Origin of the sequence: Streptosporangium lutulentum, from assembly GCF_030811455.1 — a bacterium.
Taxonomy (GTDB): domain Bacteria; phylum Actinomycetota; class Actinomycetes; order Streptosporangiales; family Streptosporangiaceae; genus Streptosporangium; species Streptosporangium lutulentum.
Map to the genome: position 1 here is coordinate 5,823,420 of NZ_JAUSQU010000001.1, position 21,096 is coordinate 5,844,515.

The following is a 21,096-nucleotide window of genomic DNA, read 5'->3' on the forward strand; positions in this document are numbered from 1 at the left end:
ATCCGGTGATGCCCTGAAGGGAGCTTCAGGCTCCATCGGGCGGTCTCTTCCTCCGGCTCGGCGTGACCGGCCGAGGGCGACCGGCCGAGGGCGACCGGGCGAAGGTGACCGGGCGAAGGTGATCCATCGAGGGTGGCCCGAACCGCCGGATGCCGGTGTTCTGTCGATCGAGAGGCTGTCTCGATCGACAGAACACCGGCATCCGGTGCGACGGTCTACGGTCAGCGGCGCTTGACGCCGTACTCCCTGCGCATCTCGGCCACGGTGTCCAGGATCTCGTCCTGGGTCTTGAGCAGCTTCGCCTCGGCCTCCTCGGTCCGGCCCTCGGCGACCATCCGGCGGTTCCCCGTGCGACCGCCCAGCTTCCGCTTGGCCCGAGCCTTCATCTCGCGCAGGTTGAGCTTCTCCATGAGACCCATGATCCATACTCCTTCGGCAGGAAGGCCCCCCAACTGCCCCCCGGACGGCCGAATATGCGTCTCAGGACTTTCTCTCTACCTCGCCCGAACGCCCAGCCTCAGCGGCGGGTCCGGCGACGGGTGGAGGGGAGGTCGTGCCTGCCGGAGACGAACTCCTGGAAGGCGATCTTGGCGCGGATCACCGGACGGCGCCAGCGTTCCTCCCTGCGTTCGGCCCGGGCCATCTTGCGGATCTGGGGACGACGGGACCCCGGGGCGAAGAACAGGTGGGCCCAGGGAGACCCGGGGCGCGCCAGCCGTACCGCGCCGGGGACCAGCAGGATCGGGATGAACAGCCCCGCCAGACCGGTCCAGATCTTGCCCTTGAGCAAGGTGATCACCGCCAGCGCGAGGTTCGCCACGATGAAACCGGCCGTGAGCCACGTCCCTCGAAGCGTGCCGTCGGAGTTCTCCCAGCCCAGCGGGCGCAGGCCGAGCAGGAGCAGGCCGGTGAACGCGATCGCGATGAACACGGCGTCGACCGACGCGCGGCCCTCCTCCTCCCAGTAGACGTCGCGCAGGTGCAGGATCAGCGCGAACTCGTCCAGGATCAGGGCGGCGCCGATGCCGAAGACGGCGGCCGTCACGGCGTACCAGCCGGAGGAGATGCCCGACATGATCAGGCCCGACACCCCGCCGAGCAGGGTCAGCACCACGCCGAACACGATGTGGTGGATGTGCATCTCACCGACGTTGAGGTTGCGGAACCAGCCGATCTTGGCGCGGATGAGGCGGACGTTGATCCGGGTGAGCACGAAGGTGACGATCAGCGCGACGAAGAAACAGAACAGCGGCAGCCGTTCTGTGTCCACCATCCGTTGCCCGAACAAATCCCCCACTGCTCTCCCAGGCTATGTGAGAAACCCGCTTATGCGAGGAAACCTCGCAGGAGCGCCGCGGTGCCTTCGAGGTGCTCGGCCACCGCTCGGCGCGCGGCGTCGGGGTCTTTGTTCAGGATGGCCGCCACGATCGCCTCGTGCTGGGTGGCGGCGTGCTTGATGTTGTGCTGGAGCACCGGGATGGCGTTGAGCAGGTCGGTCACCCGGAGCCGGGCGTCGGCGCAGGTCGCGGCGAGCAGCCCGGAGCCGGTCATCTCCGCGATGGCCAGGTGGAAGGCCGTGTCGAGGCGGCGGTAGTCGGCGGGCCTCGCCGAGTTGACCTCGCTCAGGCGCTCCCGCAGGAGGCCCCGCTGCGCCCGGCTCAGCTCGGTGGTGGCGAGCACCTGGGCGGCGCCGCAGTCCACGGCCATCCGGAAGGTGAGCGCGTCGGCCAGGTCGTCGGTGCCCATGTCGTTCACGGCCTTGCGCAGGTCCTGCCGGCTCGGAGGCGGCGGGACGTAGGTGACGAATGCGCCGCCGTACCTGCCTCGCCGTACGTCGAGGTAACCCGCCTCCTGCAGGGCGCGGATGGCCTCGCGCAGGGTGACCCTGCTGATTCCGAGCTGTACGGCGAGCTCCCGCTCCGGCGGCAGTTTCTCGGTCACCATGCCGAGCTTGACGACCTGAAGGAGGCGTTCCACGGTCTCCTCGAAGGCGTTGCCCCCACGGACGGGGCGCAGTACGGCCGCCAGCCGCGACACCTCGCTCAACCTCGCCTCCCCCCTCCTTCGACGGTCGTGAGATCCCGCCCGATCCCGCCTGCCCCCTTGACAAGAGACCTCTTCTGAGTCAATGGTCTAATGCTAGCCCAAAGGACTCCGATGAGGAGGCGCAGTGGACGTCGGTGAGCTTCACGACGAGGTACGGGCGGGACGGATCGACACCGTGCTGCTCGCCGTGGTCGACATGCAGGGCCGCCTGCAGGGGAAACGACTGTCCGCGCGCTACTTCCTCGAAGAGGTGCTGGACCACGCCTCCGAGGGCTGCAACTACCTGCTCGCGGTCGACATCGACATGAACACGGTCGACGGCTACGCGATGTCGTCATGGGAGCGAGGATACGGCGACTTCGTGATGAAGCCCGATCTGTCCACGCTGCGCCGGGTGCCGTGGCAGGAGGGAACGGCGCTGCTGATGGCCGACCTGGTGTGGGAGGACGGCTCGGACGTGACCGCCTCCCCCCGGCAGATCCTGCGCGGACAGCTGGCCCGGCTCCAGGAGCGGGGCTGGGGGGCGTTCGTCGGCACCGAGCTGGAGTTCGTGGTCTACGACGACACCTACGAGGACGCCTGGCGGCGCGGCTACCGGGACCTGGCCCCGTCCAACCTCTACAACGTCGACTACTCCCTTCTCGGCACCGCCAGGATCGAGCCGCTGCTGCGCCGGATCAGGCTCGGCATGGAAGGCGCGGGGATGTACGTCGAGTCGGCCAAGGGCGAGTGCAACCTCGGCCAGCACGAGATCGCCTTCCGCTACACGGACGCCCTCGCCACCTGCGACAACCACTCCGTCTACAAGAACGGCGCCAAGGAGATCGCCTCCCAGGAGGGCAGGTCGATCACCTTCATGGCCAAGCCGAACGAGCGCGAGGGCAACTCCTGCCACATCCACATCTCGCTCAGGAGCGACGACGGAGAGCCGATCATGGCCGGGTCCGAGCCGCACGGGCTGTCCAGGATCGGGCAGCACTTCATCGCCGGGCAGCTCGCCCTCATGCGCGAGTTCACCCTCCTGTACGCCCCGAACATCAACTCCTACAAGCGGTACGTGCCGGGCAGCTTCGCCCCCACCGCGATCAAGTGGGGTGTGGACAACAGGAGCTGCGCGCTGCGCCTGGTCGGCCACGGGCAGTCGCTGCGGATCGAGAACCGGGTGCCCGGCGGGGACGTCAACCCCTACCTGGCGGTCTCGGCGCTGATCGTGGCCGGGTTGCACGGCATCGAGCGCGAACTGCCGCTTGAGCAGGCGTTCACGGGAAACGCCTACGGGTCGGACGCCGAGACCGTGCCGCGTACGCTGCGTGAGGCCGTGGAGCTGTGGGAGGGCTCGGAGACCGCCAGGACCGCCTTCGGCGAGGACGTCGTGGCGCACTACGCGAACAACGCCCGGGTCGAGCTGGCCGCCTTCGATGCGGCTGTCACCGACTGGGAGCTTTTCAGGGGATTCGAACGGATGTGAGCGTGAAAATCATCAATCCGGCGACCGAAGAGGTCGTCGCCGACATCGAGATGGCGGACGCCGCCGAGGTGGACCGGGCCGTGGAACGCGCCAGGCGCGCGTTCGCCACCTGGCGGAACGTCGGCCCCGGGGACCGGGCCCGGCTGCTGCGGAGATTCGCCGCGCTGGTGGAGGAGCACGCCGAGGAACTGGCCCGGCTGGAGGTCGCCAACTCTGGGCACACGATCGGCAACGCCCGCTGGGAGGCCGGCAACGTCCGCGACGTGCTGAACTTCTACGCCGGGGCGCCCGAGCGCAACCACGGCCTGCAGATCCCGGTGCCCGGCGGGCTGGACGTCACGTTCCGGGAACCGCTGGGCGTCGTCGGCGTGATCGTGCCGTGGAACTTCCCGATGGTCATCATGACCTGGGGCGTGGCCCCGGCGCTGGCCGCGGGCAACACCGTGATCGTCAAGCCCGCCGAGTGGACGCCGCTGACCGCCCTGCGACTGGCCGAACTGGCATTGGCGGCGGGTCTCCCCGAGGGGGTCCTGCAGGTCCTGCCCGGGATCGGGGAGGTCGCGGGAGCGCGGCTGGTCGACCACCCGGACGTGGCGAAGATCGTGTTCACCGGCTCGACCGAGGTCGGCAAGGAGATCGCGGCGAAGTGCGCCGGGCAGGTCAAGCGGATCACGCTGGAACTGGGCGGCAAGAGCGCCAATGTGATCTTCGCCGACGCCGATCTGGAGAAGGCCGCCGCGACCGCGCCGTACGCGGTGTTCGACAACGCGGGCCAGGACTGCTGCGCGCGTTCGCGGATCCTGGTGGAGCGCTCGGTGTACGACGACTTCATGGCGCGCCTGTCGGAGGCGGTGCTGAAGGTCAAGGTCGGCGACCCCCGCGACGAGGGCACCGAGATGGGCCCGCTGATCAGCGCCGAGCACCGCGGCCGGGTGGCCTCCTTTGTCACCGGCTCCCCCTACCTGCAGGGTTCGTGCCCGTCCGGTCCCGGTTTCTGGTTCCCCGCGACGATCCTGACCCCTCAGGCGCCGGACGACCCGGCCTTCACCGAGGAGATCTTCGGGCCGGTGGTGTCGGTGGCGCCGTTCGACGACGAGGCGGACGCCGTACGGATCGCCAACGACACGCGATACGGCCTCAGCGGATCCATCTGGACCCGCGACGTCGGCCGCGCGCTCCGGGTGGCACGGGCGGTGGACGCGGGCAACCTCAGCGTGAACTCCCATTCGAGCGTCCGCTACTGGACGCCGTTCGGCGGTTTCAAACAGTCCGGGCTCGGACGCGAACTGGGCCCGGACGCCCTGTCCGCGTTCACCGAGACCAAGAACGTCTTCATTTCGGAGGATTGACAGATATGCAGCGTTTGCAGGGCCGGGTGGCCGTCATCACCGGCGCGGGAAGCGGCATCGGGCTGGCCACCGCGCGCCGGTTCGCCGAGGAAGGCGCCCACGTCGTGTGCGTGGATCTCGACGAGACGAGCGGGTCGGCGGCCGCGGCCGAGGTGAACGGCCTGTTCGTCAAGGCGGACGTCACCAGCGAGACCGACGTCGTCCGGATGTTCCAGACCGCGTTCGACACCTACGGCAGCGTGGACATCGCGTTCAACAACGCGGGCATCTCGCCGCCGGACGACGACTCGATCCTGGAGACCGGCCTCGACGCCTGGCGCCGGGTCCAGGAGGTCAACCTCACCTCGGTCTACCTGTGCTGCAAGTACGCCATCCCCTACATGCAACGCCAGGGCAAGGGCTCGATCATCAACACCGCGTCCTTCGTGGCCGTGATGGGATCGGCCACCAGCCAGATCTCCTACACCGCCTCGAAGGGCGGGGTGCTGGCCATGTCCCGCGAGCTCGGCGTGCAGTTCGCCCGCGAGGGCATCCGGGTGAACGCGCTCTGCCCGGGGCCGGTGAACACACCGCTGCTGCAGGAACTGTTCGCCAAGGACCCCGAGCGGGCGCAGCGCCGCCTGGTGCACATCCCGGTCGGCCGGTTCGCCGAGGCCTCCGAGATCGCCGCCGCGGTGGCCTTCCTGGCGTCGGACGACGCGAGCTTCATCACCGGGTCGGAGTTCCTGGTGGACGGCGGCATCTCGGGCGCCTACGTCACCCCGCTGTAGCGGGACGGGTGCCGCGGGGCGCCTCCGGCCGCCGAGCCGGCGCCCTGCGGCACCGCCGTCATGGACGGATGTCGTAGACCGACCACCGCCGAGCCGGCGCCCCCGGCACCGCCGTCGTGAACGGATGCCGTAAACCGAGCCGGCGCCCCCCGGCACCGCCGTCGTGAACAGGTGTCGTAGACCGACCATCGCCGAGCGGGTGCCGCACCTCACAGCGCCGTCATCGATAACATGCCGGAACGCGGGCATGACGCCCCTCGTCCCGGCCTCCGGCAAGAAAGAGATCATGTCCCGTCCCGTCATCGGCATCACCTGCTACGTCGAACCCGCGAAGTTCACCGTCTGGGAGATGACCACCGCGCTCCTGCCGTACAACTACGTCGACCACGTGGTCCGCGCGGGCGGGCAGCCGGTGCTCCTGCCCCCGGCGGGCGATCCCGCCGCGCTGGCGGGCCGCCTGGACGGGCTGATCCTGGCCGGTGGCGGAGACATCGATCCGGCGCGGTACGGCGAGACCACGCACGAGCTGACCGGCAACATCCGCGGGTTCCGCGACGACGCCGAGTTCGGGCTGGTCCGGACGGCCCTGGATCGGCGCATCCCGTTCCTCGGGATCTGCCGGGGTCTCCAGGTCCTGAACGTCGCCCTCGGCGGCAGCCTCCACCAGCACCTCCCCGACGTGGTCGGCCACCCGGATCACTCCCCGGCCCCCGGTCGATTCGGCCGGATGCCCGTACGGCCGGTGCCGGGCACCCGGCTCGCCAAGATCTTCGACGCCGAGAGCGTCGAGGCGGCCCACTACCACCACCAGGCGATCGACCGCCTGGGCGCGGGCCTGACCGTGTCCGCCCACACCGAGGACGGCACGATCGAGGCCGTCGAACTGGCCGGCCACCCGTTCGCCCTCGCGGTCCAGTGGCACCCCGAGAACGAGGACGAGTCCACCCTCTTCGAGGCCCTGGTCCGGCACATCCGCCCCTGAGCGGCGGGCGGCCGCGTTTCGCCGCCGCACGGGGATTTCGCAGGGCCGGTGCGGGCCGTTAGGCTGGTCACGACACCGATTGAATCCCGTGCGGGAGAGCGTCCTGACAGCCAGACCAGGACCCCTGAAGGAGCAAGCCCTCCCCGCGAACCTCTCAAGGCAAAGGACCGTACGGGTAGGTGCCCTCTGGAAAGCAGGCCTCGTGGCCTCGCCGAAGGTGAAAGTCCGGTAAAAACCGGGCGAAACTCTCAGGCACCCATGACAGAGGGGGAGGATGCTCTCATCTGTCCCCTGCCTGAGGTGCGAACATGTCCCGACCTACGCCGCTGCGCGGTGTCCACGAGACCCTCGGCGCGACGCTGACCGACTTCGCGGGCTGGCTGATGCCACTCCGCTACGGCAGCGAGTCCATCGAGCACAACGCGGTCCGCCAGGCGGCAGGCCTGTTCGACCTGTCCCACATGGGCGAGATCTTCGTGACCGGCGCGCAGGCCGGTGAGGCCCTCGACCACGCGCTGGTCGGCTACATCTCCGCCGTCGAAACGGGCCGCGCCCGCTACACGATGATCGTCGACGCCGAGGGCCACGTGCTGGACGATCTGATCGTCTACCGGCTGGCCCCCGACGAGTTCATGGTCGTCGCCAACGCCTCCAACTATCCCCGGGTGGCCGCCGAGCTCACCGACCGCGCCTCGTCCTTCGACGCGACGGTGGACGACCGCTCCGAGCAGTACGCGCTGATCGCGGTCCAGGGCCCGCGGGCACAGGCCATCCTGGGCGAGCTCACCGACGCCGACCTCGACGGGCTCAAGTACTACGCGGGACTGCCCGCCACCGTGGCCGGTCGCGAGGCTCTCGTCGCCCGCACCGGATACACCGGCGAGGACGGCTTCGAGCTGTTCGTCGCGGCCGGCGACGCGGAGCCGCTCTGGGCCGCGCTCACCAAGGCGGGCGAGCCGTACGGCCTGATCCCCGCCGGCCTGTCCGCGCGCGACACCCTTCGCCTGGAGGCGGGCATGCCGCTCTACGGCAACGAACTGTCCGCGGAGCACACTCCGTTCGACGCCGGGCTGGGCCGTGTGGTGAGGTTTGACAAACCGGGCGACTTCGTCGGCCGGGCCGCCCTGGAACCACTCAAGGACGTCCCGCCGGCCCGCCGCCTGGTCGGATTGATCGCGACCGGCCGCAGGGTACCCCGTCACGGGTATCCGGTGGTGGTCGCCGGCGACGGCAGCGTCGTCGGCGAGGTCACCAGCGGGGCGCCCTCCCAGTCACTGGGCAGGCCCATCGCGATGGCCTACGTGGACAACGGCCTGTCCACCGGCCTGGCCGTGGACATCCGAGGTAGCCACGAGGCGGTCGACGTCGTCGAACTGCCTTTCTACAGGAGGAAAAAGTGAGCAGCATTCCCGATGACCTGCAGTACACCAAGGAGCACGAGTGGGTCGCCGGCATCGATGACGGCCTGACCCTCACCGTGGGCATCACCGAATACGCCGCCGAGGCGCTGGGCGACGTGGTCTTCGTACAGGTCCCCGAGATCGGTACGACGGTCGCCGCCGGCGACGCGGTCGGCGAGGTCGAGTCGACCAAGTCGGTCAGCGACATCTTCGCCCCGGTCGGCGGCGAGATCGTCGAGGTCAACCAGACGGTCGTCGAAGACCCCTCGCTGGTCAACAGCGACTCCTACGGCGACGGCTGGCTGTTCCGCATCCGCCTTGAGGGCACCGCCGACGATCTGCTGTCCCCCGAGGAGTACACCGCGCTCACCTCTGGTGAGTCATAAAATTTCCCATCTTGCGCCGTGACCACGCGCACCGACGCGTGCGCGTGGTCACGGCGATGTGAAGGACCAGATCAATGACGATCAGTGTCTTCGATCTTTTCAAGATCGGAATCGGCCCGTCCAGTTCCCACACCGGCGGGCCGATGGCCGCCGCCCACAAGTTCGCCCGGGGGCTCGACCAGGACGGACTCCTGGAGAAGACCGCCAGGGTCGAGGTCATCCTGTACGGCTCGCTCGGGCTGACCGGCAAGGGGCACGGCAGCGACAAGGCCGTCCTGCTCGGCCTGACAGGCGAGAAGCCCGAACTCGTCGACGTCGACACCGTGGACGAGCGGCTGGCCGCCATGCGCGCGTCCGGCCGGATCTCCCTGTACGGCTCCCACGAGATCCCTTTCGTCATCGGTGAGGACCTGGTCTTCGAACGCAAGATCTCCCTCCCCGGCCATCCCAACGGCATGCGCTTCACCGCCTTCTCCGAGAACGGCGAGGCCCACCGCGAGAAGGTCTACTACTCGGTGGGCGGCGGCTTCGTCGTGGACGAGAACGCCACGGGCGCCGACCGGATCAAGCAGGACGACACCGTGGTGCCGTACCCCTTCCTGTCGGCCGCCGAGCTCCTCGCCCACTGCCACGAGACGGGCCTGTCGATCTCCGGGCTGATGCTGGAGAACGAGAAGGCGTTCGGCCGCACCGAGGCCGAGATCCGCGCCCAGCTCCTCCACCTCTGGAAGGTCATGTCGGAGTCCGTACGGCGGGGCATCTCCAAGGAGGGCGTGCTGCCCGGCGGCCTGAAGGTCCGCCGCCGAGCCCACCAGCTCCACCGGCAGCTCCAGGGCGAGTCCCCGGACAAGGACTCGCTGCAGACCATGGACTGGGTCTCGCTGTTCGCCCTCGCCGTCAACGAGGAGAACGCCGCCGGCGGCCGGATCGTCACCGCTCCCACCAACGGCGCCGCGGGCATCATCCCCGCGGTGCTCACCTACTACGACCGCTTCACGCGGCGGTCAGACGACGAGGGAGTGGTCCGCTTCCTGCTGACCGCCGGAGCGATCGGGGTGCTGTTCAAGGAGAACGCCTCCATCTCCGGCGCCGAGGTCGGCTGCCAGGGCGAGGTCGGCTCGGCCTGCTCGATGGCCGCCGCCGGGCTCACCGAGGTGCTGGGCGGAACCCCCGAGCAGGTGGAGAACGCCGCCGAGATCGGCATCGAGCACAACCTGGGCCTGACCTGCGACCCGATCGGCGGCCTGGTCCAGATCCCGTGCATCGAGCGCAACGCGGTGGCCTCGATCAAGGCCATCGCCGCGGCCAGGATCGCGCTGCGCGGCGACGGCCGTCACTTCGTGTCCCTGGACAAGGCGATCAAAACGATGCGCGACACCGGTCGCGACATGCTCGACAAGTACAAGGAGACCAGCCGCGGCGGCCTCGCCGTGAACGTCATCGAATGCTGACCGGCCCCCCTCGGGGGGACCGATCGGCCCACGCTGACCGCTGACGACCCATGACCGACGCCGGTCAGACCGCACCGATCGGCGTCGGCCCATGACCGATGCCGATCGGGGGGCGCTGACCGCCGACGGCCCATGGCCGGCGCCGATCGGGGCCTCTCGACCGACGCCGGTCGAGAGGCGGCGCGGGCGAGGGACGCTGACCGCCGACGGCTCATGGCCGGCGCCGGGCGAGGGGCGACGTCGACCGCCGACAGTCCGCGTCGTCCCCCTGATCGGCTCCGCCCCGCGGTGATCCGCCCGCGACCGCCCCTCCGACAAACAGTCCAAATCAACACAACTTTCGCTGTCTCGTACAAGACCATCTGATCCCGCACCTATGCTGGGTGGCCTTGTCGGAGAGACTCAGGAGGTTCTGGTGTCAACGGGAACGCCCCCGGCGAGTCGCCCTCAGCGCTTGCTCCGCTTCCTCGGCGCACACTGGCTCTTCCTGGCCGCTCTCCTGGCCGGCGGCGGACTCCGGGCTCTGGCCGTGCTCGGCTACCGGCCGGCCCTGTGGTTCTGGGCCGACTCGTTCGTCTACCTCGGCGGCGGGCTCGACCCCCGTCCCATGGAGTCGCGCCCGTCGGGCTACTCGCTGTTCCTGTGGATGCTGGAGCCGCTGTCCAGCGTCCAGGCCGTGGTCGTGGTCCAGCACCTGCTCGGACTGACCGTGGCCGCCTGCGTCTACCTGCTGCTGCGCCGCCTGGGCGGGCTGCCAGGATGGGGCGCGACGCTCGCCGCGCTGCCCGTGCTGCTGGACGTCCACCAGGTCCAGCTCGAACACCTCGTCATGGCGGACCTGCTCTTCCAGTTCCTGGCGGTGCTCGCGGTCACGCTGCTGCTGTGGTGGCGGCGCCCACCGGTGTGGGTCGCGCTGCTCGCCGGGATCCTGCTGGCCGCGGCGACCGTCACCCGGACGATCGGGCTGCCGCTGATCGCCGTGGCGCTGGTCGGCATGCTGATCCGCCGAGCCGGGTGGAGGGCGGTCACCGCCGCCACCCTGGCCGCCGCGATCGGCCTGGGCTCCTATGCCGTCTGGTTCGAATCCGAGTACGGGAGCTACGGGCTGACCCGGGGCAACGCCTTCCTGTGGGCGCGCACCGCCACCTTCGCCGACTGCGAGAAGATCAAGCCCACCGGGCCGGAGGCCGCGCTCTGCCCCACGGAGCCGGTGGGCGAACGACCGGCGCCGCCGGTCTACATCTGGGACGGCGCGTCACCACTGAACAAGATCAAGGGCACCTGGGCCGAACGGGACAAACTCGCCGGTGACTTCGCCACCCAGGCCATCCTCGCCCAGCCCCTGGACTTCCTCCGGGCGGGCCTGACCGATGTGGCCTACATCTTCGACTGGAACCGCCGCGTCTACCCCACCCCCGGCCCGCAGAGCGCGTACGTCTTCCCCGACGAGGTCAAGCCCTTCTCCAAGGGGGTCGCCTCACAGGGAAAGACCGCCGAGGAGCTGACGGTGGCCTACCAGGGCACCTCCGGCGCGCCCTCCATGGTCGAGCCGTACGCCGGCTGGCTGCGCGCCTACCAGCAGAACGGCTTCCTGCGCGGCCCGTTCCTGGCGGTGATCCTGCTGATCGGCCTCGTCGGCGTCCTGATGCGCCTGCGGCGGCTCGGCGGCGCCGTACTGCTGCCGTGGGCCGCGGGGACCATGCTGCTGGTCCTGCCGCCCTTCATCGCCGCCTTCGACCACCGCTACGTCGTGCCGGCCCTCCCGCTGCTCTGCCTGGCCGCCGGTCTGGCCTTCGGCGCCAGGCACGAGAGAGCCGAGCATGAGGAAGCCGGGCACCGGTCCAGGCACGGCAGATCCCGGCGCGATGAATCCCCGCACGAGGAACCCCCGCACGGAGAGCCCCCGCACGAGGACCTCGACCCCGCGGGGCTCGGCCGCGAGGCGTTTCAGCCCGCAAGGCCCCATCCCGAGGGGTTCGAGGGGTTCGAGGGGTTCCGTCACGAGGGACTCCGGCCCGACGGGTTCCGGCCCGAGGTGCTTCGGCACGAAAGATCCCGGCACGAGGAATCCCAGCACGGCGGGTTCTGGCAGGAGGGATCCCTCCGCGAGGAAACCCGGCACGAGGGGTTCTGGCCCGAGGAATCCCGCCGCGGAAGGTTCCCGCGCGAGCGGTCAGCGGCGGCGGACGTGCAGGCGGACGACCGCCCCCAGTTCAGGATGCCCGAGCGTCCTGCGAACCTTTCCGACGGCGTCCTTGTTGAGCCGCGCCACCAGTTTGCCGACGTCGGCCGTGGGCGCGCAGCTCACTCCGATCCGCACACGCTCATCCCTTACGAGCCTCACGCGAACGCGGCCGAGCCCTTCGATTTCTTTAAGGGCGCCACCGAGCGTCGTGACCCCGGCCCCGGCTCGCCTCCCCCACCGCCTCCATCCGACGGCGTGTAGCAGCCACCGGATCGCGAGGAGCGCCAGCACCACCAGCGTCAGCGCGACCAGCCACCCCGCCCAGGGATGCCCGGCCAGCCTGCCGGGCGACCCCTGGCTCAGGATCCGCTCCTCACCCGGCAGGCCGGCGATCCCGCCCCACCCGCGGAGGAAACCGTAGAATCCGGCCGTGGTCAGCACCGTCCCGGTGACGGCCAGGCCGATCCGGTTGCCCAGATACGCCCTCATCGGTTCCTTCTCCTGCGCAGTCGTACCACGACCTCGCCACCGCACATCGCCCCCAGGCCCGCCAGCCGGTCACCCACCGCCGCACCCACCTGGCGCAGCAGCGGACCGGTCCTGTCCGCGTCGGTGAGCACGGTGACCTCGACGTCCTTCGACGTGAGCCGCACCCGCGCCCTGCCCACCTCGCCCACCGACTCGGCGGCCTGCCGCAGCGTACGGCGGAGCCCGGACCTCGTCAGGCCCATCACCGTCCAGGGGTCTCCGGCCTCCAGCGGCACCAGCCGGGTTCGGCCGGGCACCGCCGCCAGCCCGAGCAGCAGGAGACCCACCGCGATCGAGAGCAGCGCCACGGTGACGGCGGCGGGATCCGACCAATTCCACGCCCCGGGCCCGTTGACGAGCCTCCTGTACGGCATCCGCCCGATCGGCGAGTCCACCATCAGAGCGACCGTCACCACGGCCGCGGCGGACAGCACGACGGACGCCGTCAGAGCGACGACCACCCCCGCCGGAGACCTCCCCGGCCTCAGCATCCGCACCGACCTGCGACGCGCCGTGTGCAGGTGTTCTCCGCCGGCTCCCGCGCCCGCCAGGGTTTCCTGGAGAGTAGTCGTCACCCGGACATGTGTACGTGGCCTCGATTCCCCGGGCGAGATTCAACCGCCCACTTGCACGATCTCGGGATCGTCCTGGCGGGAGAATTTACCGCCGGATCCCCAACATGAACGTCACTCATATTTTTTCGCGCCGGGTTATCCTGCCGGTATGGACGACCGACAGCGCTACGACCGGGCCACCGCGCACCTGGATCCGCCCTTCGCCGTTCTCGACCTCGCAGCCATGCGGCTGAACGCCTCAAGCATGGTCCAGCGAGCCGGAGGCAAGCCGATCAGGGTCGCCAGCAAGTCCATCCGGTCCCGGCCCGTGCTTGAGCGGATCCTCTCCATGGACGGGTTCTCGGGAACCATGGCCTTCACCCTGCCCGAGGCTCTCTGGCTGGTCTCCACCGGCGTGCGGGACGTGCTCGTCGCGTATCCGACCGCGGACCGGTCCGCACTGGCCGAACTGGCCGCCGGCGCCGACGCGGCACAGGAGATCACGGTGATGGTGGACCGAGTCGAGCACCTGGACTTCATCGAGTCCGCGATCGCCGACGTCCACAGCCGCAACCGCCGCGAGATCCGGGTATGCCTGGACATCGACGCGAGCTTCGTCGCCTTCGGCGGCAGGTTCCGGGCGGGCGTCCGCCGCTCCCCCATCCGCGAGGCGGAGCAGGCCGCCGACCTGGCCGCCGCGACCGCCAAACGACCCGGATTCCGCCTGGTGGGTCTCATGGCCTACGAGGCACAGATCGCCGGAGTCGGCGACGACCCACCCGGCAACCTCGCCCTCACGCAGGCCATCCGCTGGATGCAGGCGCAGTCCCGGCGAGAGCTGATCATGCGCAGGGGCCGGATCGTCCAGGCCGTCCGCCAGATCACCGAGCTGGAGTTCGTCAACGGCGGCGGCACCGGCAGCATCGAGAAGACCGTCCGCGAGAAGGCCGTCACCGAGGTCGCCGCCGGGTCGGGCTTCTTCCACCCCCGCCTGTTCGACTTCTACCGCGGCTTCACCGGCCGCCCCGCCGCCCTGTTCGCCCTGCCCGTCGTCCGCCGCCCCTCGCCCGGCGTCGTCACCGTCCTCGGCGGAGGCTACACCGCCTCCGGCTCCCCCGGACCGAACCGCATGCCTCAGCCCTACCTGCCATGTGGACTGCGCTACGACTCCGACGAGGGCGCGGGCGAGGTCCAGACCCCGCTGCTCGGCCAGGCGGCCGAGGACCTGCGCATCGGCGACCGCGTCTGGTTCCGTCACGCCAAGGCGGGCGAACTCTGCGAGCGCTTCGACAGCCTGCACCTGATCGACGGCGACAAGGTCGTGGACGAGGTCCCCACCTACCGAGGCGAGGGCCGCACCTTCCTCTAGTGGGGGGGTGAATCGAGAGCGTTCCGCCTGGTCTGTGAGACGAATCCGATCCTGGCGTACCCGGCACGGCGAGACCTTCACGGTCACTGTGCGGCCCTCTCCATGGGCGTGATCAGGAGCCGGGCGATGACCGGTGTCGTCGAAACGGTGACGGTTCATCTCACCGGCGGCGCCAACCGGGGCGAGCCGGGCGGTCAGCCGTGCCGGGGAGCCCAGCGGGCGGCGGCCAGCGCGCCCAGCACCAGCACGCTCGACGCGATCGACAATGACAGCCGCAGCCCTGACGGGAAGTCGCCGGTGATCAGCGTGCCGAACAGTGCCACGCCGACCGCGCCGCCGACCTGCCGCGCCCCGTTCAGCTCGCCGGAGGCCACCCCGGCGTAGGCCGGTTCAACGGTCTCCAGCAGCGCGCTGGTCATCGCCGGCACCGCGACCCCGCCGCCGACCCCGATGGGCAGCATGGACAGCCAGATCACCCAGTTCGGCGCGGTGTGCCCGGCGCACAGCAACCCGAGCAGGCCGACCGCGAACAACAGTTGCCCGCCCACCATCGGCGGCTTCGGCCCCAGCCGCCCGGTCAGCCGCCCCCCGAGGAGGTTCGCCGCCGTCACGGTGGCGGTCATCGGCAGGAACATCAGACCGGTGGTCAACGCCGAGTAGCCCCGCTCGTTCTGCAGGAACAGGCTGAGCAGGAACACGATGCCGTAGTAGGCGAAGTTCATCCCGAAGCCGACCGCGCTGGCCGAGGAGAACGCCGGATGGGCGAACAGCCGCATCGGCAGCATCGGCTCCGCTGTCCGGCGCTCCCACCACACGAACAGCCCTCCGCAGACCACCGCCACCGCCAGCGCGGCCGGCACCGGACCCGATGACCAGCCCAGCGCGCCGCCCTCGATGAGGCCGAAAGTGAGCGCGCACAGCGCCAGCACGACAGCCAGTTGACCGGGCAGGTCAAGCCGGCGACCCGTACCGGCCGGCGGCGCGTCCGCGCGGACGGTCAGCAGCAGGCCGACCGCGCCGATCACCAGGTTCACCAGGAACAGCGACCGCCAGCCCAGCCCGGCGATGAGCAGCCCACCCAGCACCGGCCCGGCCGCCACCGCCGCTCCACCGGCCGCCGCCCAGATGGCGATCGCCCTGGTTCGCCCGGCCTGATCGGGGTAGCCGTGCCGGATCATCGCCAGCGAGGCGGGCAGCTGCGCGGCCGCGCCAACGCCCTGGACGAACCGCGCGGCGATCAACATGGCCGGCGAGACGGCCAGTCCACAGGCCAGTGAGGCGAGCACGAACAGGCCCAGTCCGCAGGCGAAGACCCGCCGCGCGCCCAACCGGTCACCCAACGACCCGCCGGTGAGCAGCAGTCCGGCGAACATCAGCGTGTAGCCGTCCACCACCCACTGCAGCTGGGTCAGCCCGGCATCCAGTTCCCGGCTCAGCGTGGGCAGCGCGACGTTCACAATGGTGGCGTCCAAGCTGATCATCAGGAACCCGGTCGCGGCGGCGAGCAGCGTCCACGGTCCGGTCGACCGGGCGGTGGAGACATCGGTGGCAATTTCTGTGGTCACCGGACCAGCCTGTGGCAGCGGTAGTCTCACCCGCAATGAACGAGGGTGCACCTGACAGGGCCACCCTGACCGGCGGGAACGGGGAACAGGAGGTGGGTGGAGTTGGTCAGGCAGAGCAGGCGGGCATACGAGCTGGGGGCGTTCCTGCGGTCGCGACGGACGCTGCTCAGGCCCGGCGAGGTGGGACTGTCGGACGAGGGCGTCCGCCGCACGTCGGGGCTACGCCGCGAGGAGACGGCCCGGCTGGCCGGGGTCAGCGAGGGCTACTACGTCCGGCTCGAGCAGGGCCGGGCGCCACACCCGTCGGCGAGCGTGCTCGGCGCCCTGGCCGGCGCGCTGCGGCTGTCCGACGCCGAACGTGAACACCTGTTCGCGCTGGCCGAGGAGGTCCGCCCGGAGCCCGAACCGGAGGTGCTCGCCTCCGGCGTCCGCCGGATGATGGAGCTGCTCGTCCCGCCGACCGCCGCCTACGTGATCGATCGGCGCAGTGACGTGCTGGTCTGGAACGACAGTGCCGCCGCACTGTTCGGCCACCTCATCGACGGTCCCCGCCGGCCGAACAACGTGCGCTACGTGTTCACCGACCCGCAGGCCAAGAAGATCTTCGTCGACTGGGCCGACATCGCATCGGACTCGGTGGCCCACCTGCGCGCGGCCACCGGGCACCATCCGGACGACGCCGAACTCACAGCGCTGGTGGCCGATTTGCACGAGGTCAGCCCGGAGTTCCGCCGACTGTGGCCCGCCCGGGAGCTGCGCCGCAAGATCAGTGGACGCAAGGAGCTGAACCACCCGGTGGCCGGCCGCATGTCACTGGACTACGAGGTGCTGAATGCCCCGCAGGTGCCCGGGCAGCGGCTGGTCGCCTACGCCGCCGCGCCCGGCACCCGTTCGCACGCCGCGCTGGGCAGGCTCCTGCAGGGGGCCGAGGGGCCTGGCCGAGTTCGGGGATGACCCCCGGCGGTACGGCGCGCCCCGAACCCGGTCAGCCCGAAGGCCCACCGCGGGAAGACCGGATCACCGCCGGCGCCGCCAGAGCATGATCATCGCGCCGATCGCCAGCGCCGCCCCCACGCCGATCAGCACCGGCGCCATGCTCGGCTGCTCGTCCGCCCATAGATTCTCGGGCTCGCCCTCAAGCCTGACCGGCTTCGCCGTCGCCCCGGTCACCAGGTCGCCGACCTGCGTGACGAAGTGCTCCACGTCCGACCTGACCTTCGCCACGCCCCGCTCCGCGACCCGCTTCGGGCTCACCCGGTCCACGATGGCGTCCACCGTCTGGGCCAACTCCGCGCGCGTGCGCTCGATCTGCCGCTCCAGCTCCGCAGGATCGGTGTCCGCCATGGCTCTCCTCTCATACCCCTTGACATTGATCAGTCTGTCAGGTCCAACCCTCTCACGGCACTTCAGACCGCCCGGTAAGTTGACCCGGGAACGATTCCTCGGAGGAACATATGAAACTCGAGCCCGGCGACGCCGCCCCGGACTTCACGCTTCCCGCCGCCGACGGCACCACCGTGTCCCTCGACACCTACCGTGGCAAGCGGGTCATCCTTTACTTCTACCCCGCCGCGATGACCCCCGGCTGCACCAAGCAGGCCTGTGACTTCCGCGACAGCCTCGCCTCCCTGACCTCGGCCGGTTTCGCGGTCCTGGGTGTGTCCAAGGACAAGCCGAAGAAGCTGGCCGAGTTCGTCGAACGCGACGCCCTGACCTTCCCCCTCCTGTCAGACCCCGACCTGGAGGTCCACAAGGCCTACGACGCCTACGGCGAGAAGATGATGTACGGCAAGACCACCGTCGGCGTCATCCGCTCCACTTTTGTCATCGACGCGGACGGCAAAGTCGAAAAGGCCCTCTACAACGTGAAGGCCACCGGCCACGTGGCCCGCCTCCGCCGCGAACTCGGCCTCGAATAAATGCCTTATTCGGCCATTTAATGGGGTCTGCGCATGCCCCAAGAATTGTCAGTCCCATTGCCTAACCTTGGGGCATGCCCATCAAATACAAGTACACCCCCGAAATGCTGGCCGAAGCGGCGGCCCGCTCCCTCAGCATCGCCGACGTCCTCCGCTGCCTCGGCATCACCCTCGCGGGCGGCAACTACACTCACATCAGCCGCCAACTCAAGCGCTTCGGGATCGACACCTCTCACTTCTTGGGACAGGGACACTACCGAGGACAGCCCTCACCTAGGCGCCTTCACCCCGAGCAAGTTCTCGTCGTACTACCGGAGGGCAGCCCTCGCCCCAATCCCAGGCAGCTCAGACGAAGCCTGATCACAATCGGGGTGCCACACCACTGCGCGGGCTGTAAGATCGAGGGCGTCTGGCAAGGTCGGCCGCTGACGCTGCATGTCGATCACATCAGCGGCGATTGGCTTGACAACAGAAAAGAAAATCTGCGATTTCTCTGCCCGAATTGCCATTCACAAACAGAGAATTTCGCAGGGAAAAACAAAGGGGCCGTAGTCCAAAGGCAGAGACACACGGTTTAGGTCCGTGCCAGTCCGGGTTCGAATCCCGGCGGCCCTACAGGCAGAAAATAATTAGCTATAAATTCCGGGCCGACAAGAGCCAACATCACCCGTCGGCTCGGAATTTATTTTCGCAAATTATTTCGTCGCCCATAAATACACCTAATCGAGATCAATTACCGTCCCCATCACAATTCAACTGTCACTTGAGTCCAGCCTCAGAGAAGATCACGTCGCAGCTTTTGTCGACAGGACCACAGAGCCGGGCGAGCAGTCTCCCGTCATACTCAATTGGCGGGACAGCAGAGGTCCCCCGCGAGCCCGTAGCCGTGAGCCGCTCAGCGAAAAGCGAGTGCACGGGAACAAGAAACCGCGTTGAGCACAGTGACATGCATGAGTACTACAACGGCGGGTTATCCCGTGTGGCGGGGCCGGGCCATCGAGTCGCGCGGCGCGTTCTCAGGCGCCGCGCGACCCGGTGTCGTTGTGATTGATCACCACAAACAATCTCCCTTTACTCACCCCGAGGGGTGCTCCCATCAACCATGATTGCGGAAAGAGCGTAAAGATGACGTAAGCCGTACAAAATGTGCGACCTGAGTCGTACAGCAGGTTCCCCCTCAAGGGGGAAGGTCTCTGATCTGCGCGTACGTATCGTGGTGATGTGTTCGGCAGACTACGCGCCTGGAGCCGGCGCCATCCCGGAACCGTGGACGCCCTATGGCTGACACCGTTCCTGCTGCTCTCGCTGTTCAACGTGTGGTTCGTCGCCCTCTCCGGCGACGCGTTCCCGGGTGGTCTCGATCTCGGGCTTCCGGGGTTCCTGGTGCTCGGGCTGCTGCTGATCGTGCCGTTGTTCTGGTTGCGCACGCGTCCCCGGACGGTGTTCGCGATCGTCTCGCTGGTGAGTTTCGGCCAGTGGCTCATCGACGTCCGGCCTCTCTCCTTCAACCTCGCCGTGCTCATCGCCATGTACGGCGTGGTGTCCCGCCGCCCGACACGCTGGGCGGTCGCGGCGGGCCTGGTAGCCGAGCTGGGACTCCTCCTCTCCTTCGGGCAGATAGCGGCGGATCCCAACCTCATCAGCTTCACCAGTGCCTCGGTGTTCGTCGTCGCGATCTGGATCGCGGGAATCTACGCCAACACCCGGCGCCGCTATCTGGAGAGCCTGGAGGAGCGGGCCGAGCGGGCCGAGCACGAACGTGACCAGCAGGCCAGGCTGGCCGCGGCGGCCGAGCGGGCCCGGATCGCCCGCGAGTTGCATGACGTGGTCGCGCACAACGTGAGTGTGATCATCGTTCAGGCCGATGGGGCGGGTTATGCGATCGACACCGATCCCGAGCAGGCACGCGAGGCCATGCGGACGGTGTCGGCCACGGGGCGGCGGGCACTGGCCGAGATGCGCAGGATGGTGGGCGTGCTGCGGACCGACGAGGTCACCGAGGAGTACGCGCCGCAGCCGAGCCTGTCGCAGTTGGACGAGCTGGTGGCGCAGGTGCGCTCGTCCGGGCTGCCCGTCGATCTCCGGGTGACCGGCGGCCCGCGGGAACTTCCCCAGGGCGAGCAGCTGACGGTGTACCGGATCGTCCAGGAGGCTCTCACCAATACCCTCAAACATGGCGGTCCCGGTAGCAGGGCCAGTGTGGAGATGGAGTACTGCGTGCGCGAGCTGCTCTTACGGGTGACCGACGACGGCCGCGGCGCCGCGGCGCCCGGACACGAGGGTGGGCACGGCCTGGTGGGCATGCGAGAGCGGGTCGCCATGTTCGGCGGGACCGTGGAGGCCGGGCCCCTGCCGGGCGGCGGGTTCCGGGTGACCGCGCGGCTGCCGGCCGGGGAGAGTCGGGCGGCTTGAGCGAGCAGGTGATTCGCGTGATGCTGGTCGACGATCAGGAGTTGTTGCGTGCCGGGTTCCGCATGATTCTCAGCTCGCAGCCGGGTATCGAGGTCGTCGCGGAGGCGGCCAACGGGGCCGGGGCGGTGGAGGCCGTACGGACGACGGAGATCGACGTCGTGCTGATGGATGTGCGGATGCCGGTCATGGACGGGGTGGAGGCGACCCGGCTCATCTGCGCGGCGGCCGAGAGGCCCCGGGTGCTGATTCTGACCACGTTCGACCTGGACGACTACGCGTTCGCGGCCTTGAAGGCGGGCGCCTCAGGGTTCTTGCTGAAGGATGTGCCGCCTCCGGATCTGGTCAGCGGCATCCGCTCGGTGCACAGCGGGGACGCGGTGGTCGCGCCGAGTACGACGCGGCGGTTGCTGGAGCGTTTCGCCGTCCATCTTCCCTCGCCGGGGGCGGCCGAGCAGGCGAGGCTCAGCGGGCTGACCTCTCGGGAGCGGGAGGTGCTGGTGCTGGTGGCCCGGGGCCTGTCGAACACGGAGATCGCGGATCGGCTGAATCTGGCGGAGGCGACGGTCAAGACGCATCTGGGCCGGGTGCTGGCCAAGCTGGGCCTGAGGGATCGGGCCCAGGTGGTCGTGTACGCCTACGAGACGGGACTTGTGACGCCGCATTCGACGGATTAGCGGCCCTAAGCCGTTGACCGGACGATGCCGCGAGCCGT

General features: G+C 69.3%; 20 protein-coding genes, 1 tRNA gene and 2 riboswitches. Of the genes, 15 read left to right on the forward strand and 6 right to left on the reverse strand.

Annotated elements, in window-relative coordinates; translation table 11 throughout:
* Positions 1-221 precede the first annotated feature (221 nt).
* The 3 genes from J2853_RS25885 to J2853_RS25895 all read right to left on the reverse strand — a co-directional run bounded on the left by J2853_RS25885 (position 222) and on the right by J2853_RS25895 (position 2,046).
* Positions 222-419: a hypothetical protein gene (locus J2853_RS25885; RefSeq protein WP_307562262.1), complete on the reverse strand. Its 198-nt coding sequence runs from the start codon at positions 417-419 to the stop codon at positions 222-224.
* Positions 420-517: 98 nt separating this feature from the next.
* Positions 518-1,273 carry a hypothetical protein gene (locus J2853_RS25890; RefSeq protein ID WP_307562264.1) on the reverse strand — a complete coding sequence of 252 codons (756 nt, stop codon included), beginning with the start codon at positions 1,271-1,273 and terminating at the stop codon, positions 518-520.
* 53 nt (positions 1,274-1,326) lie between these two features.
* Positions 1,327-2,046, reverse strand: a complete 720-nt coding sequence (locus tag J2853_RS25895) for a FadR/GntR family transcriptional regulator (protein ID WP_307562266.1) — start codon at positions 2,044-2,046, stop codon at positions 1,327-1,329.
* 124 nt (positions 2,047-2,170) lie between these two features.
* On the opposite strand from J2853_RS25895, the gene J2853_RS25900 reads away from it, so the two are divergent.
* The 8 genes from J2853_RS25900 to J2853_RS25935 all read left to right on the forward strand — a co-directional run bounded on the left by J2853_RS25900 (position 2,171) and on the right by J2853_RS25935 (position 12,298).
* The gene (locus J2853_RS25900; RefSeq protein ID WP_307562268.1) at positions 2,171-3,514 is read left to right on the forward strand and encodes a glutamine synthetase family protein; all 1,344 of its coding nucleotides are present in this window, start codon (positions 2,171-2,173) and stop codon (positions 3,512-3,514) included.
* Positions 3,515-3,516: 2 nt separating this feature from the next.
* Positions 3,517-4,863, forward strand: a complete 1,347-nt coding sequence (locus tag J2853_RS25905; RefSeq protein ID WP_307562270.1) for an aldehyde dehydrogenase family protein — start codon at positions 3,517-3,519, stop codon at positions 4,861-4,863.
* A gap of 5 nt (positions 4,864-4,868) precedes the next feature.
* Positions 4,869-5,633: a 3-oxoacyl-ACP reductase gene (locus tag J2853_RS25910; RefSeq protein WP_307562272.1), complete on the forward strand. Its 765-nt coding sequence runs from the start codon at positions 4,869-4,871 to the stop codon at positions 5,631-5,633.
* A gap of 247 nt (positions 5,634-5,880) precedes the next feature.
* Positions 5,881-6,615: a gamma-glutamyl-gamma-aminobutyrate hydrolase family protein gene (locus tag J2853_RS25915; RefSeq protein ID WP_307562274.1), complete on the forward strand. Its 735-nt coding sequence runs from the start codon at positions 5,881-5,883 to the stop codon at positions 6,613-6,615.
* Positions 6,616-6,696: 81 nt separating this feature from the next.
* A riboswitch (glycine riboswitch) is annotated at positions 6,697-6,795 on the forward strand.
* Positions 6,796-6,890, forward strand: a riboswitch (glycine riboswitch).
* A 33-nt stretch (positions 6,891-6,923) separates the two neighbouring features.
* Entirely contained in the window at positions 6,924-8,015 is a 1,092-nt protein-coding gene (gene gcvT / locus J2853_RS25920) for a glycine cleavage system aminomethyltransferase GcvT (RefSeq protein ID WP_307562276.1), read from the forward strand.
* Entirely contained in the window at positions 8,012-8,401 is a 390-nt protein-coding gene (gene gcvH, locus J2853_RS25925) for a glycine cleavage system protein GcvH (protein WP_307562278.1), read from the forward strand. Before gcvT ends, gcvH begins: the two co-directional genes overlap by 4 nt.
* Before the next feature lie 74 nt (positions 8,402-8,475).
* On the forward strand, positions 8,476-9,852 hold the full coding sequence (locus J2853_RS25930) for an L-serine ammonia-lyase (RefSeq protein ID WP_307562280.1): 1,377 nt from the start codon (positions 8,476-8,478) through the stop codon (positions 9,850-9,852).
* 415 nt (positions 9,853-10,267) lie between these two features.
* Positions 10,268-12,298 (forward strand): hypothetical protein, encoded by a 2,031-nt coding sequence (locus tag J2853_RS25935; RefSeq protein ID WP_307562282.1) that lies wholly within the window; start codon positions 10,268-10,270, stop codon positions 12,296-12,298.
* 224 nt (positions 12,299-12,522) lie between these two features.
* On the opposite strand, the gene J2853_RS25940 is transcribed toward J2853_RS25935, so the two are convergent.
* Positions 12,523-13,140 (reverse strand): DUF6286 domain-containing protein, encoded by a 618-nt coding sequence (locus tag J2853_RS25940; protein WP_307562284.1) that lies wholly within the window; start codon positions 13,138-13,140, stop codon positions 12,523-12,525.
* A 148-nt stretch (positions 13,141-13,288) separates the two neighbouring features.
* Here J2853_RS25940 and J2853_RS25945 point away from each other — a divergent pair, with 148 nt between their 5' ends.
* Positions 13,289-14,488 (forward strand): amino acid deaminase/aldolase, encoded by a 1,200-nt coding sequence (locus J2853_RS25945; protein ID WP_307562288.1) that lies wholly within the window; start codon positions 13,289-13,291, stop codon positions 14,486-14,488.
* A 194-nt stretch (positions 14,489-14,682) separates the two neighbouring features.
* On the opposite strand, the gene J2853_RS25950 is transcribed toward J2853_RS25945, so the two are convergent.
* The gene (locus tag J2853_RS25950) at positions 14,683-16,053 is read right to left on the reverse strand and encodes an MFS transporter (RefSeq protein WP_307562291.1); all 1,371 of its coding nucleotides are present in this window, start codon (positions 16,051-16,053) and stop codon (positions 14,683-14,685) included.
* 96 nt (positions 16,054-16,149) lie between these two features.
* Between J2853_RS25950 and J2853_RS25955 the strand changes: the two genes are divergently transcribed.
* Entirely contained in the window at positions 16,150-17,007 is an 858-nt protein-coding gene (locus tag J2853_RS25955) for a helix-turn-helix transcriptional regulator (protein ID WP_307562293.1), read from the forward strand.
* 63 nt (positions 17,008-17,070) lie between these two features.
* Here the strand turns inward: J2853_RS25955 and J2853_RS25960 are convergent, their stop codons facing one another.
* Positions 17,071-17,397, reverse strand: a complete 327-nt coding sequence (locus J2853_RS25960) for a DUF3618 domain-containing protein (protein WP_307562295.1) — start codon at positions 17,395-17,397, stop codon at positions 17,071-17,073.
* Between the two features lie 110 nt (positions 17,398-17,507).
* Between J2853_RS25960 and bcp the strand changes: the two genes are divergently transcribed.
* The 5 genes from bcp (at position 17,508) to J2853_RS25985 (ending at position 21,058) form a co-directional block, all read left to right on the forward strand.
* Entirely contained in the window at positions 17,508-17,972 is a 465-nt protein-coding gene (gene bcp, locus J2853_RS25965) for a thioredoxin-dependent thiol peroxidase (protein ID WP_307562296.1), read from the forward strand.
* A 74-nt stretch (positions 17,973-18,046) separates the two neighbouring features.
* The gene (locus tag J2853_RS25970) at positions 18,047-18,550 is read left to right on the forward strand and encodes an HNH endonuclease (protein WP_307562298.1); all 504 of its coding nucleotides are present in this window, start codon (positions 18,047-18,049) and stop codon (positions 18,548-18,550) included.
* Positions 18,515-18,587: transfer RNA gene (locus tag J2853_RS25975), tRNA-Leu, on the forward strand. The genes J2853_RS25970 and J2853_RS25975 overlap by 36 nt, the downstream gene beginning before the upstream one ends.
* A 606-nt stretch (positions 18,588-19,193) precedes the next feature.
* Positions 19,194-20,384 carry a sensor histidine kinase gene (locus tag J2853_RS25980; RefSeq protein ID WP_307562300.1) on the forward strand — a complete coding sequence of 397 codons (1,191 nt, stop codon included), beginning with the start codon at positions 19,194-19,196 and terminating at the stop codon, positions 20,382-20,384.
* An 8-nt stretch (positions 20,385-20,392) separates the two neighbouring features.
* Positions 20,393-21,058: a response regulator gene (locus tag J2853_RS25985; protein ID WP_307568819.1), complete on the forward strand. Its 666-nt coding sequence runs from the start codon at positions 20,393-20,395 to the stop codon at positions 21,056-21,058.
* The last annotated feature ends 38 nt before the right edge of the window (positions 21,059-21,096 follow it).